The sequence below is a fragment of the Flavobacterium sp. ACN2 genome, from assembly GCF_002303885.1.
Lineage (GTDB): Bacteria > Bacteroidota > Bacteroidia > Flavobacteriales > Flavobacteriaceae > Flavobacterium.
Genome location: NZ_MRCM01000010.1, coordinates 146,580 through 159,583, shown reverse-complemented (window position 1 = coordinate 159,583; position 13,004 = coordinate 146,580). Strand labels below are relative to the sequence as shown.

The following is a 13,004-nucleotide window of genomic DNA, read 5'->3' as shown; positions in this document are numbered from 1 at the left end:
CTATTTGGTTATGTAATATTATGATGGGGTGCCGAAACTAAAAGTGTCATCGAATCGTTAGGCATTAAGTTTTCCTCTTCGCTTTTTAAAACAATTTGCAAGCCCGTAACCGGATCGATGTTGTAGCTCGAAAATGTTACTTTCTCTACCGTAAGAACTCCTTTTATATTTTGCACAAATGTTTTCACTTTGGCGTCTATAAGCGGTTTGCCAATTTCTATTTTAGAAGGACAGTTCGTAATCCAAGGCGATAAATACTTTTTTAGAGCAAGATTTACATTCTTTGTTACCAAGGTGCTCTGGTAGTTTGGATCGACTTGAATTGTGATGTTAATGATCACGTATTCCAGATCAAAATTGGAAACGTTTAGTTGGGTAAATGGCGATGAATTGGCGCTTAAAAACTTTTGCACCTCAATTTCGAGAGCATTTGTTACCAAAGGTGTAAAGGCATTTGAATCGCTATCTGATGCTATTTTTTTTACCAAATAAACATTGGTGATGTTATTGCTTTCGTCAGTCACTACTTTTGAATAATAGACGGTATCAAACTTTTCGGCAATGAGCGTATAATAATCGGATGCTGTGCTGGCTCTATTTTTGGTTTTTATGCTATTGCTTACTCTTTTATTTCGATCTATTTTGTCTTCGGCAGCTTTTCCTCCAAAAGAAGCAAAAGGCTGTATGATAGTGCCTATTTCTGGAATCTTAATTTCTGGTTTAGTAATTACATTGGCGTCAATTTGCGGACTTTGCGTATCGGTTAGAAACGTCGTTCCGGTTCTTTGCACACTAAAACCGTTGGTCTGCATAAAGATGGTTTTAGAAAATGATTTAAGGTTGCCAACAGCCGCGATAGAAATCCAGTTTTTGTTTCCAGGCATGATACTGCTATTGTTATTGCAATCTGCTGGAATCGGAATTTCTACAATTCCAGAACATCTAAATTGGCTGGTTTGATCCGATAATGGTTTTATATTTTTCCAGCCCGAATCGCTTAAATAGTAATACATAATCTCATTTTGATCGGTAAGGGCGGTTGAATTTCTAGCCAATTCAAAATAGAGGTTTAAAGTGCTGTTGCAAATCAAATTATCGAGTTCTATAAATAAGGCTCCGTTATGGTCAAAAGACGGATAAAGCGGAAAACCTTTTACTGCATCGCTTTCAGAACTTCCAATGATTTCGGTGTTGAATACATTCGTTTCAGTTTTGTCTGCCGTTTCACTATCAAAAACGGTATAGTTTGAAAATGGAGCATAAATAAAATATTGAAACGGATAATCTCCCGCTGTACCATCAAGATTGTAGGTTACGCTTGCATCATATTGAGCAGAAAAAGTCTGTATTTTTGGAACAAATGGAAGATTGGCTGCAGGAATAAAATCATCTTGTTTGTGTGCAACTTTATACCCGTTTTGCAAGGCGATGCTAGCGACAACATTGGCATACAATTCGGAACCAAAACCATATTGTGGACTTTTTAAAGTCATTTTTATAAATCCTGATGTGCTTTCTTCAGAATATTTTAAAGGCTCTTTTTGAATGTTTGGATTGGGATGCCATAATTTTACATCAGGTTTAGTCGAAACAGGTTTAGAATATATATAATCACTGTTAGAGGTGCTAAGAACATTATTAGGAGGAACTACGGGCAAAGTGTCGAATAAATTAACCGGTTGCGAAACTTCATCAGTTGGAATGAAAACTTGGTCATTTTTGGTTCTCAAAATTTTAGTCATTTTTATGCCTTGCCATGATTTGTCTTGCATAATGTTGAAGCATACCATAAAATTGGCATTGGAGAATTCTTTAACGAATGCAATATTTTGATGTTTACGAGGAAAAGCGATTCGATACGCTTTTACAACCGAATTGTCTCCTTTTTTTGGAGGATGTAAATAATCATTATATTCTTTGTAATAAATTTCAAAATTGGCAGGTCTTTTATCCCAATCGATCTGTATTGTGAAACTGTCCAAAGGTTTGCTCAAGATTTCATTATTTCCGATGATAAAGTTGGCATTAACCAACGGAATTGGTCCAAAAGGAGGGAAGGGACTTTTCGTGCTTAATTCCCCATAATCATTATACAATTGAAAAGTTTTGACTCCTTCTACTTTTAAGGCAATAGTGATCGATGTCACTTTAGGAGGATCCTGCGGATTAGGAACATTTTGAAACAACACTTTCATCATAGGCCAATCGCTTTTTAATCCGTCTGGATTAACCAGAAACGGCTCGATTGCAACTACACTTGGATCAAGGATTATAGCAATTGCAATTGCGTTTTGTTTCGTAGCATCGATTGTAAAATTGGAAGGAGCTAAATTCAGTTGTAGCCAATTCTTTTGTGTGCTCAAAAAATAATTGGCTTCTTGGAGGATTTTTAAATCGATCTGAGAAGCAAATTCTAATGTTACCGTTAGGGTTCTTGTCCCTTCGCGCAATAATAGCATGGGCGAAGCAAAGGCAACTCCAATTAAAGACGGATTTAGAGAATCGTCGTCTGAGCCAAAAGTCTCCCAACTGATGGCTTTATTTTCTGGATCTAATTGAATTTCGGTTGGTTTTACAATGGTTTGCAAATTGTAAGACGCATTGTTTTTATCCTGATACGAAAGCTTATGAACACTTGCAATTGTAGCTGGATTGAGATTTACATTTTTTTTACAAGCAAATAAAATAGGATTCTTCTGGGCATCGACTCCCGCATTAAATAAAGTCCCCGCAGGCAGAGTATAAACAGATGTTGGTTTTGTTAGTGTTGCACACAAAAACGCCTGATCTGCAACTGCTGGCAATTTGGTTTGTTTCAGGATATTTTTATAATAAAAATCAAGATGCTTCTCAGAAAGTCCGTTTAATTGATCTTGCTGAATTTTGAGGATATTTACAAACGAGCGCAACAAAACAGTATCTGGAAAATGTCCTTTTTTGAGGTTTAATTTCTGGTATTCTTTTGCGGCGTGATGAATGATAGTTTCTAAAAACTGAAATAATTTATCGCCAATTTTGGTTAGAATAGCTAAGCTTGCCTTTAGTACAGCCCTTACTTCATCCAAAATAGGATGTTCTTTTTCAAAACCAAAAACCTGCCAAAATGGGATTTTATCTTTATTGATATACCAAACATTCTTATCAAAAGATTTAAACTCGTCCCAAGGAACAGAAGTGAGAATTATATTCTCGACAGATAGTTTTAACAGATATTGTCTGTAAGACTGAATAGCCCAAAAATCTATGCTTAGTTTGTTTTTTACTTCTTGAAGTATATACGTTTTGAGATCATATACCTCGCTGTTTTTTAGCATATGATGCGTCCAGCGCTCTATAATTTGATAAATAGCCGTAATGCGATCAAACAAGTTGTTTAAAGCTCGCGTGTTGGATATTATGCTGTTTTTGTTTTCAAGCAATCGTTGAATTTCTAAACAGCCATTTTTATAATCAGCGAACAGTTTTTTGTAATTTGTTTTCGAAATGGAAGCCATCAGAAAAACAGGATCTTTCAGTAAAAACGGACTCCAGTTTCCTTCTATAGTATTACTGTCATTATAGAAATTGATCAATTTGCTAAATTCTGTCAAAAAGTACAGCCAATCCTGCTCGGTTCTTCCGTCTATTAAATACGGATTCGGAACGAGTGCTTCGTTGAGAGAATTTATAGCGCTATTTTGATCAATTAAAATCATTTTTTCTTGTCTAAGTTTGTTCCTTCTTTTAAATAAAATGGGAACACATAATTGTGTCTTGTATTGGTTTTAGAATAGATGTAACTAATCAGTATTTCTATTGTTCCGTTTACGATATCTGTTGATGCGACTCTCACGTCTTGAACCAATATTCTGGGTTCATATCTTAATAAAGCAAACTTGATAGTTTCTATGATTTCGCCTTTAAGCGTACTATCAATTTTTTTAAACATAAATTGCTGTATTCCAGAACCAAATTCGGCTTCAAGTGTACGCTCGCCTTTGCGTGTGTTTAGAATGACATTGATAGATTCATTAATGTTGGTTTCATTAGCAGACAAATTCAGCTGGTGATTGTCTGCTGAGAATGAAACAGGAAATGCCCATCCTGAACCTAAAAAAGCGGTATCATTATGTGCTATATTATCCACCGATCATAACATTAAATGCTCCAAGAACAATTGATCCTCCATGAGCGGTTGAATCTCCCATTCTTGCGGCGGGCATACCACATATCATAACCGTTGCAGATCCTTTTACAATAGAATCTGGAGGCCCTACACAAACTAGCATGTCGCCAACTCTGGCAGCTGGTAATCCTGCTATTAAAACTGTTGGCGCGCCCGGCCCAACTATTGGTCCTCCTACATGAGGAATTGGTGGCACTCCCGGAGTAACCATCGGACATTGATGAAAATCTGTAAGTCTTGCTGCTGGTGGCATAATTTTTAATTGTTAGTTGTGAATTGTTAGTTGTGAATTGTGAATTGTGAAATTTTAATTGTCAATAGTTTGGTTGGTTAATCGATGCTGTAGACAGCTTTGTCAAAGTTTAAATCGCAGTAATTATCAATTAACAATTAACCATTTATAATTAATCATTAGTTAATCATTACCATTGCGCCTTTCAGCGTCAATTGCATTCCTCCGGAGACTTGTGCCATTTGACCGCCTTGGGCGCTGTATTGCATATCTGCATTTTCTTTGATGTTGAGACCTTTTATTGAGACATCTCCGCCACTTGACTGTATGTTAACACCTTGATTTCCTTTGATGGTCACATTTTGATTGGCTGAGATATTGATGTTTTTCTGACTCGATAAATCGATACCACTGCTTGACATTACGATGCTATTATTGTTTTCGTCCTGAATCGTAATTTTCTTGTCTTTATCGCTAATAATGATCGTGTTTTTGTTGGGTGTTGCAACAGTCCAAACTTTGTTTTCATCATCAAACTGTACCGAAATTCCCGATTTAGAAACAATGGCTTTTACCGAATTTTTCTGATTGGGGTCCAAACCCGTAAAAGGTTTTATGCTTGTACTGCTGTAGATACTTCCGAGAATTATGGGATATCGTGGATCTTCATTTATAAAACCCAAAATAACTTCATCTCCAACTTCGGGCATAAAGAAAGCTCCGGCTCCGCTTGTTGAATAGAAATTGGTTAGCCTTGCCCAGATTCCTTCGCCTTTTGGGTCTAGCAAAGGAACATCGACTAAAACTCGGTATTGAGAATCGGGATCTTCATCCATCTTTTTTACGGTTGCGTTAAAAAGCCCCTTTGCACCTGGAACAAGCCCCGAAGCGGGTGGTGCCATAACATCTGGTTCTTCGGTAAACCAAAATGGAGAAAGTCCGAGTGTAACTTCTGAAACCCAATTTCCTTGAGACAAATCATGCACAACTCCGCCAATGAGGTAGTCGCCATTAAAACGATCTCCAATACCGGCAAAAGTCATGTACTTTCCAGGATCAATTAAATTGGTTCCTTGAAATTTAGCTTCGCCCATTATTTTAGCATATTCGCTTTTAATAATTTGCGCTTTAGACCAATTGGTTAAATCAGCACTTTCTAGCGGGGCAGAAGTCTGCAATTGATACGTCGAGAGTCCAATAGCTTCCGATAATTTTTTTGTGGTCAAATTTCCAGCTCCGCTAACGTTTGGCGCTGCATTACCGTTTACAACCGCTTGAGTTTTAAAATCCCAGCTATTGGCAGCTACGTTTCCTAATTGTGTCACAGCATTTAATTTGGCATTAAATTCAAGAAGATTATCGCCATAAGTTACCGTAAGCACAGATGTGGTGCTTTTATCAGGAGGAAAAACAGAAACTTTCCCGTTTAAAGTGGTTACGATTAAACCATTTGCCTCGGCTAGAGCCAAAATATAATCCCAATCGGTAGCATAAAATTGCACTTGTTCTGGCCAAACCGTAGTTGTGGCAGTAACATCTGCGCTTAAACCGGAATAGCTTCCAATTATAGAAGATATAATATCGCTGTCTTTCTGTTTAGAAAACGTGAGACTTTTTCTGCCTACAATCATTTTTATGGCATTATCACGACATTCAATTTCTAGAGCAGATCCTACTAAATTATCAATGCGAATGGTCTGGCTCATGATTAAACCAGAAAAAATAACAGCGTTATTATTGTCATATCCTGCTTCTATGCTAATTGTTGCGCCAGGCACAAAAGTAGAAGAGGAGCTGGCATCAAATTTACCCGTGTTTGGTTCTCCGTCTAGGATTATGATTTTTGCAGATGCAATTCGGTTTACTTTTTTTTCGATGTGAATAGAAAGCACGCTAAGTTCATCGGCTATTGCCGATCCGTTAACTTTAACTGCGAATGTTGCGATTCCGCCACTTTTTATTTCGGTTGAAGCACTCATTAGTTTGAAGGGATTATGGGTGGAAAAATTAATTTGTCGACACCGTTGAGATTTCTGAATTTGTTAAGTTTATTATGTTCTGCAACTTGTATATAAAAGGAATCGTCATTCCAGATTTTCTGGCACAATTGCGGTAAAGACATGCCTTCAGAAACGCTTACAATATGAGTAAGGTCTGGAGATTCTGGAGCATCTGCTCTGGTTACCGTTTTCGGAGAAATATAGCGACTGAACGATAATGATATCTTGGCTCTAAGCGGACTTCCATCTGGTTTAAAAAGAGTGTAAGAGATGTCAATAGAATCGAGAACTCCGTTGAATGTAATATTCTGTCCCCATTGCACTTTTACAAAATTAGGGCGATGTATTTTACCGTTATAAGTATAAATAATCGTTTCTAAAGCGGTTATTTCTTTAGACATATCGGTACGTTTGGCATCTATGATTCCCGTACAGTCTATTACCATTTCAAAACTCAGTTTATCGCTTGGAGTGCTTTTGTATTTTTGCGAAGCCGAACTTGTTGCTGGAGCCTGCTGTTCGTTGTATTCGATGCTTTTTTGTATTTTGATATTATCAGGATTAATCATGAAAGCATATGGATTTCCGGAGAATCTATTCTGAAATTCCTCGTCTGTATATCCCGTAATTTTCATTAATTCTAAACTTGCCATTTGTGTCTTATTTTAAGTTTAAATTTTTTTAAATCCTGGTTGGTCTTTGAAATATTTTCTCTCGCAGATTTTGCAGATCGTGCGGATTTTTTAATACTTTATGCGATAGATGTCGGGAGTGGTTTAACGTTTATAACTATTCTCCTGATTTTTTTCTGCAATTAATCTTTTACATTCTTCCAGCAGCTGTTTTCTCAGAATAGACATTTCTCGTTCTTTGGTTAGCGCCGAATTTTTAGTGTTGTTTGTTACGATTTCTGTTTTAATGACAAGTTCTCTTATTTCGATTGGCATAATGGTTTAGGTAAAAAGTTTATCAAATTTGGTATCCTTAGAAATGTCAAAATAGGTGTAGGCCAGCTCAATAGATTCTATCGCAATATTGCTTTCCTGAGAGTTTAAGTCAGAAACGGCATATTTTACTGGGTAGGCATTGTTAAACGTCCATTGCATGCAGACTACGCCCGAAGCATTAAGCAGTTTTAAGATCACATTTTTGGGCTGTATTGGGTTTGATAATCCTTGATCGATGCAGTTGGAACACCAATTGACCAACTGAGATCCTGCAGGCACCATGGCTCTTTTAAGCACTAAGTTTTGACTGTTAGAAATGGTTGGGAGGCGATATTTAAATCTATTTTCGCCTCCGCAAACAATTTCTTCTACGCTTAATTCTTTAGAAATTCCAGATACCTCTTTGAAAGCCGCATCTACACCTGCAAATGACAGTGTAAAATAAAAGCTAACGGGATAATCGTTACTTACCGCCATTTTTAATGATCAGTTGTTCGTGTGCAATTTCTATCGTGTCTACTGCAACTTCGTTACCGTCTGACTTCAAATCGGTGCTCGTAATTTTGGTTGGCCAAGCATTGTTTAGCGTCCATTGCATGGTTACGCCGCCTTTTTCGTCCAATAATTTGATCAGAACGGTTCTTCTTTTAATCGTGTTCATTACGACTTGCTGATGCCAATCCCAAAAAGTATTATCATTTACAAAAATGCCACGTTTCATAGTTACGTTTCCGTATTTGGTAATACCAGGCATTTTCTCCACAGAAAAAAGTGGACTGTTACTTTTGCGATATTCTATAATTTGATTTTCGACATCCATTCCGGTAACTTCCTGAAAAGCTACTTTGGTTAATTCTGTTCCAAGATCTACTTCGAATCTAAACTTTGGCATGGGCCATGTTGCGCCTTGTGCGCTTCCGTCATCTGTTGCCATATTATTTTATATTTAAATTAAAAATTTACTTAAGTGAGTTTTTGTTTGATTAACTAGAAGTTGCCATTTGCTGTTGAAATGTCAAGACAATGAATTCAGCAGGATGAACAACTGCAACTTTTACCGTTACATTCATGAAACCATTTAAAAGATCATCTGCTGTCATTGTAGAACCCAATCCGCAGGCTACAGAAAAGGCATCAGAAGCACTGGCTCCCTGTAAACCGCCTTGTTTCCAGATCGAACTAAGAAAACTGCTGATCATAGAAATTACAGCTTCCCAAGTATTTTTATCATTAGGCTGGAAAACATAAGCTTGAGCGGCCAGTTTACAAGATTGCTCCAAGAATATCATAGTTCTGCGTACTGGAATATATCTCCAATCTTGACTGTTTCCGTCTAATGTTCTAGATCCCCAGATTAAAATTCCTAAACCATTAAATGTTCTAATGGCATTGATCGATTTACCCGAAACGGCATCAACGTTTAAATTGGCTTGCTGACTTTCAGAAATGGAAATTGGCAATGATGCCGCACCTACAATAGAAGTATTAGCAGGAGCTTCCCAAGGGCCAACAGCATTGTCTACCGTTGTAATAACGCCTGCCATAGCACCGCTTGGAGGAAGAATATTAGCATCTGCCACAATGTGTTTTATCATTAAGGAATACGTCTGACTTGCAATAAGCAAAGCATTGTGATTTTGGGTTACAGTCAAAGTGCTCGATGGATTCTGAATATTGGCAATAATAGCGGCAACGGCTGGGTTAGGAGCACTAGGCGGATTAAGAACGGCTTCTAGTTGTTTTACATCTCCACCAAATAAATTAGTGTAATCAATATCAGAATTTTGCATTATTGTAGTTCCTATAAACGGGTAATACGCCATTCCGTAGTTTAATCCAACAGAACCGGTGTTCATTCTGAAGTTTGTAATGTCTTCCGTATACAAAATAGGATCTGGGGCGTCGCCACCAATAATGTCAAATAAGCACATTGCCGTTTGCATTTGCGTCGACTGAAGAAGCATAGCCTGCATTAGAGTCCCGTTGTTTTCTACGCTTAATAAAGTAGCTTCGGGACAAATATACATAGTTGGTTCCTGCTCGTTTAGCAATAGAGAAAGACCCTTTGTCAAATCATTCAATTGCACATTCGGGTTTACAACTGGAATTCCCGGAGTTCCTGGTTTTTGCGACGCAGGTCCATAAGAACCAACAGAAACAATATAAGCATCTCCACCGCCATTTTCATAAAAAAGCTTTACGCTATTGTATAAATAATAAACCGTGTTCGGATCTGGAACTATCGAGTAATACGTTCCTGCAATTAGCATGTAGTCTCCTTTTAAAGGTTGACTTTTTTCTGCTACTAAGTAGTATTCAGGTTTGTACTGTTTAGACGGACTTGCAGGAGCAGGTGGATCTGGCAAACAGAAAAAAGCCTGAAAATCAGCAAAAGATGTGATTTTTACTGGCACATTCGTATACGATTTTCCTTCGTAAGAGGCCTGTGGTGTGTACCCTATAAATGCTGGTATAGCTGTAGCTACTCCAACAACAGAATTGGGAAAAGCATTTAGTTCTTGAATGTAAACACCAGGAGTTTGAATGGTAGATAAATTCATTGATTTTAGTTTTTAATGTTCATTTTTAATAGTTTTTTATAAATAGATATACATTGGCGATGCGACATGATTTGGGTCGCTATTCTCGATTATTCCTATTCTAGAGACATCTGGATTAGGCAGTCCTTTTATAATTACTTTGGGCTTGGTATTGTTTTGATTTGCAGATGATGAATTGCTTATTAAATCAAATTTATATTTAGGCTTTTCGCTGAGCGTGATATAGGTTTTGTTTGAGGTAAACAGTAATGCCGATTCTCCTGTTTGGATCGTTACATTTTGAGGTCCGTCAAATTGTATGTTTTCTTTTTCTGTAATCGAAGGATCGTTTAACTGCACCGCATTTCTATTGATAAAATAGTATTGCCATTGCGTAGCTCTTGCAGTAAAATTGATTTCAAAAAGCGCAGCATTATCAGAAGGCTTTTCTTTTAATATATCTTCAAAATAAATTTTTAAATGACCAAAATGAGTCGATACAGGTTTATTTTCTAAAGTTTGGTTAAGGACTATTTTACCCTCATTGTTAAGGTTTTTAGGATCTTGACTAGAGTAAGTAACCACTCCGATCCAATTAATGGGTAATGTAGTAAAGAGAATAAAATTAGGATTAGTGCATTTTATATCAAACTCAAAATAGTTTTGCTGTGTGGTTTGTGCTATATAATTGAATAAGTCTGATAATGATGATTTTGTATTCGAATATAAATCGAGTCCGTTAGAAATATGATTTATTTTAAAGCCAAATTTTTTGAATATCTTATCTGTAGTATGATTGGGAACAAAGTGAAGACAATTACATTTTCCGTTATCAAAAAAAGTATGATAGGCCGCAATACCAAAGGTTTTTATGTAATTGCTCTGTATCATTTGGAAATGGTGTTATTCGTGTTTTTTACAGAAGGTATGATCTCCATAATTTCATGACTCTGAACTTTTATCAGCTTCATTTTGTAAATAATAGAAGGCTGATATTTTGCTGCCATCGCTGTCCACAAACTGTGCATTTGATGGTAAGAGATCTTTTCGTACTCAAATTCTAATCGGCTTAAGCCATCTGGAATAGAAGAAGAGGACGACGCATCGATATAATTATTAATCTGAAAGAAGGCGATTATGGCGTCTAAAAACTTTAAAGATTCGGAATAATCATCAAAGTTGCTGCTAATCAATAAGTCAATGTTGTATCTTTCTGTCGGATTGAAATTAGAATAGTTTCCGCTTTCTAATTTCTGGTTTCTAATATAAAAAGGCTGATTGGTTTCTTTTTCAATATTTATTAGAGATAAAACGACTTTGTTCTGGTTTGCTTTAGGTAAAGTTCCACTTGGTTCAATAAGATAGTTCACAACGGTTTTGTCTTCAGTTAAAGCAAAACGATTTTTTAAAAACTGTCCCAATAATTTATTCGTAAATTGAAGCGATTGATGTATCATCGTATTTAACTCTTAAATTAATTCAGTGCTAATAGCGCATCGATTGGCTATTTGTATTTGTAAAAGTAACTGACAATTAGATTTGTACGAGAATTTTGCAATATACTTTTCATAGACAGGGACAAAAGATGTTTGGCATTTTTGTAGACAAAATATAGACAGAAAAAACTTTGTCTACGCTTTGTCTCAAATAGAGGCATAAACGGTTGAAATGTAGAGAAAAGTTTTAGCAATATGGAAAAAGCACCTTTAAAAAAAGTACTGATTAAAATGTTTTATGGAAAATTTAAAAGAGTGTAATACAAACAAAGAAAATCATAAAATGGATAGCATAAAACTTTCTTTTGTACTGCTAGAATAGAGTAAGCATTACAATGGCAGGAGATATAAATAAGAGAAAAGATAATTTACGAAACTGTTCTGAGGTACGAAATGATATCATCTTCTTTTTTAAGCGTTAGTTTCTTTTTAAGACGATATTTATGAGTTCGAACACTTTCTTGATTAATGCCAAGAAGATTGGTAATATCATTGTTGCTCATATTCATTTTAATATAGCAGCAGTATTTTAAATCTCGAGAACTTAAAGACGGATGTTTTTTGGCAAGAGCCAGAAGAAAATTTGGATTTGATTGTTCAAAATAGATTTTAAAATCGTCCCAGAGTTTATTATCATTTGCGACTGTCTTTATCGAATTTACAATAGACATTAGCTCAATTCTAGTGGCATCATCTACGTTTGGATAAAGGTAAGAGATACGTTCTTTTACTTTTAAAAGCACTTCAACCTTTTGATCCAATTCCATTACATAATGGCTTAGTTTATCGGAGTTGTTTTTTTGAAAAGCGGCTTCTGCAAACGTCGCTGCCGGTTTAATTTGCGGTTCTGTTTTTTTGAGAAGAAAGATAGATTGAATTCGATAAATTAAAAAATCGGTATTCTTAATCTGATTGTACGGATAAGTAAAAACAATGTTTTGTTTAGTCCAGCATAATGATTCGCATTCGTAATTTTGTGTCAAGTACAAAATGGGAATATTTCTTTTATCAGAATTGAAATTGGTATCATTTAAAACGAGCTGGTTTTGTCTGAATCCTAAAATCACTAAATCAGGATTTAAAGAGTTTATGGCATTTTTCAAATCTAATCCTGTTGATACAGAAACGGTAGAAAATGTATATGCAGATACTATTGATATAGCATTTAATATCATAGTCAGTATCGTGACATCGTCACATCCAATTACTATAGATTTTTTTTCGAGCATTTTTTGGGGTAGTTTATTGCTTTTGTATGCAGTACTAATTGCTAATACTGTATATTAAATGAAAAATAGATAATAACATTTTCGTCGTTATAAACGGCTCTAACCATCAGATCGAGTTTAAACAATACCTAAACTCAGATCTCCCACCAACATTAATAACTTGATTTAATAAAATAGAATAGATATTTTGATGATTTGTGGCTTGTAAATTAAAGGGATGTAAATTTATTTAATATATAGGAATATTACTATAAGTACTATTACGTGTTTTTGTATCTATTTGTGTTAATTAACAATTTTATGACTTTAAGTTTCAAAAAATCTACAAAATGGCCTTTCAAAAGTATCTGAAGTATTCTTATTCTATCTAAATTATCATAGAAGTTTGTGATAAG

At 35.7% G+C, this 13,004-nt stretch carries 12 protein-coding genes; all 12 read right to left on the bottom strand.

Features of this window, described 5'->3' with window-relative positions:
- Positions 1 to 8: 8 nt before the first annotated feature.
- A complete protein-coding gene (locus tag BSF41_RS14040) occupies positions 9 to 3,695 on the bottom strand; it encodes a hypothetical protein (protein ID WP_095930128.1) in 3,687 nt (1,228 codons plus the stop codon).
- Positions 3,692 to 4,126 carry a GPW/gp25 family protein gene (locus tag BSF41_RS14035; RefSeq protein WP_095930127.1) on the bottom strand — a complete coding sequence of 145 codons (435 nt, stop codon included), beginning with the start codon at positions 4,124 to 4,126 and terminating at the stop codon, positions 3,692 to 3,694. The genes BSF41_RS14040 and BSF41_RS14035 overlap by 4 nt, the downstream gene beginning before the upstream one ends.
- Positions 4,119 to 4,418: a PAAR domain-containing protein gene (locus tag BSF41_RS14030; RefSeq protein WP_095930126.1), complete on the bottom strand. Its 300-nt coding sequence runs from the start codon at positions 4,416 to 4,418 to the stop codon at positions 4,119 to 4,121. Before BSF41_RS14030 ends, BSF41_RS14035 begins: the two co-directional genes overlap by 8 nt.
- A 158-nt stretch (positions 4,419 to 4,576) precedes the next feature.
- Positions 4,577 to 6,376, bottom strand: coding sequence for a type VI secretion system tip protein VgrG (gene vgrG / locus BSF41_RS14025; protein WP_095930125.1), 1,800 nt, complete (start codon positions 6,374 to 6,376; stop codon positions 4,577 to 4,579).
- Positions 6,376 to 7,050: a hypothetical protein gene (locus BSF41_RS14020; protein ID WP_095930124.1), complete on the bottom strand. Its 675-nt coding sequence runs from the start codon at positions 7,048 to 7,050 to the stop codon at positions 6,376 to 6,378. Before BSF41_RS14020 ends, vgrG begins: the two co-directional genes overlap by 1 nt.
- A gap of 123 nt (positions 7,051 to 7,173) precedes the next feature.
- Positions 7,174 to 7,344, bottom strand: coding sequence for a DUF5908 family protein (locus BSF41_RS23770; protein ID WP_172426911.1), 171 nt, complete (start codon positions 7,342 to 7,344; stop codon positions 7,174 to 7,176).
- Positions 7,345 to 7,350: 6 nt separating this feature from the next.
- On the bottom strand, positions 7,351 to 7,821 hold the full coding sequence (locus tag BSF41_RS14015; protein WP_095930123.1) for a phage tail protein: 471 nt from the start codon (positions 7,819 to 7,821) through the stop codon (positions 7,351 to 7,353).
- On the bottom strand, positions 7,808 to 8,278 hold the full coding sequence (locus BSF41_RS14010; protein ID WP_095930122.1) for a phage tail protein: 471 nt from the start codon (positions 8,276 to 8,278) through the stop codon (positions 7,808 to 7,810). The genes BSF41_RS14015 and BSF41_RS14010 overlap by 14 nt, the downstream gene beginning before the upstream one ends.
- A gap of 49 nt (positions 8,279 to 8,327) precedes the next feature.
- Complete coding sequence (locus tag BSF41_RS14005) at positions 8,328 to 9,905, bottom strand: phage tail sheath C-terminal domain-containing protein (protein ID WP_095930121.1); 1,578 nt, start codon at positions 9,903 to 9,905, stop codon at positions 8,328 to 8,330.
- A gap of 36 nt (positions 9,906 to 9,941) precedes the next feature.
- Entirely contained in the window at positions 9,942 to 10,775 is an 834-nt protein-coding gene (locus BSF41_RS14000) for a hypothetical protein (protein WP_095930120.1), read from the bottom strand.
- Positions 10,772 to 11,341, bottom strand: a complete 570-nt coding sequence (locus tag BSF41_RS13995) for a DUF4255 domain-containing protein (protein ID WP_095930119.1) — start codon at positions 11,339 to 11,341, stop codon at positions 10,772 to 10,774. Before BSF41_RS13995 ends, BSF41_RS14000 begins: the two co-directional genes overlap by 4 nt.
- 407 nt (positions 11,342 to 11,748) lie before the next feature.
- Positions 11,749 to 12,609: a LuxR C-terminal-related transcriptional regulator gene (locus BSF41_RS13990; protein ID WP_141248152.1), complete on the bottom strand. Its 861-nt coding sequence runs from the start codon at positions 12,607 to 12,609 to the stop codon at positions 11,749 to 11,751.
- Positions 12,610 to 13,004: the final 395 nt, after the last annotated feature.

What these genes read in the sequence shown, in the direction of transcription:
- BSF41_RS14015 (WP_095930123.1), bottom strand. Translation starts at nt 7,821, where the DNA reads ATGGCGGTAAGTAACGATTATCCCGTTAGCTTTTATTTTACACTGTCA.
- BSF41_RS13990 (WP_141248152.1), bottom strand. Translation starts at nt 12,609, where the DNA reads ATGCTCGAAAAAAAATCTATAGTAATTGGATGTGACGATGTCACGATA.
- BSF41_RS13995 (WP_095930119.1), bottom strand. Translation starts at nt 11,341, where the DNA reads ATGATACATCAATCGCTTCAATTTACGAATAAATTATTGGGACAGTTT.
- BSF41_RS14020 (WP_095930124.1), bottom strand. Translation starts at nt 7,050, where the DNA reads ATGGCAAGTTTAGAATTAATGAAAATTACGGGATATACAGACGAGGAA.
- BSF41_RS14030 (WP_095930126.1), bottom strand. Translation starts at nt 4,418, where the DNA reads ATGCCACCAGCAGCAAGACTTACAGATTTTCATCAATGTCCGATGGTT.
- vgrG (WP_095930125.1), bottom strand. Translation starts at nt 6,376, where the DNA reads ATGAGTGCTTCAACCGAAATAAAAAGTGGCGGAATCGCAACATTCGCA.
- BSF41_RS23770 (WP_172426911.1), bottom strand. Translation starts at nt 7,344, where the DNA reads ATGCCAATCGAAATAAGAGAACTTGTCATTAAAACAGAAATCGTAACA.
- BSF41_RS14010 (WP_095930122.1), bottom strand. Translation starts at nt 8,278, where the DNA reads ATGGCAACAGATGACGGAAGCGCACAAGGCGCAACATGGCCCATGCCA.
- BSF41_RS14005 (WP_095930121.1), bottom strand. Translation starts at nt 9,905, where the DNA reads ATGAATTTATCTACCATTCAAACTCCTGGTGTTTACATTCAAGAACTA.
- BSF41_RS14040 (WP_095930128.1), bottom strand. Translation starts at nt 3,695, where the DNA reads ATGATTTTAATTGATCAAAATAGCGCTATAAATTCTCTCAACGAAGCA.
- BSF41_RS14000 (WP_095930120.1), bottom strand. Translation starts at nt 10,775, where the DNA reads ATGATACAGAGCAATTACATAAAAACCTTTGGTATTGCGGCCTATCAT.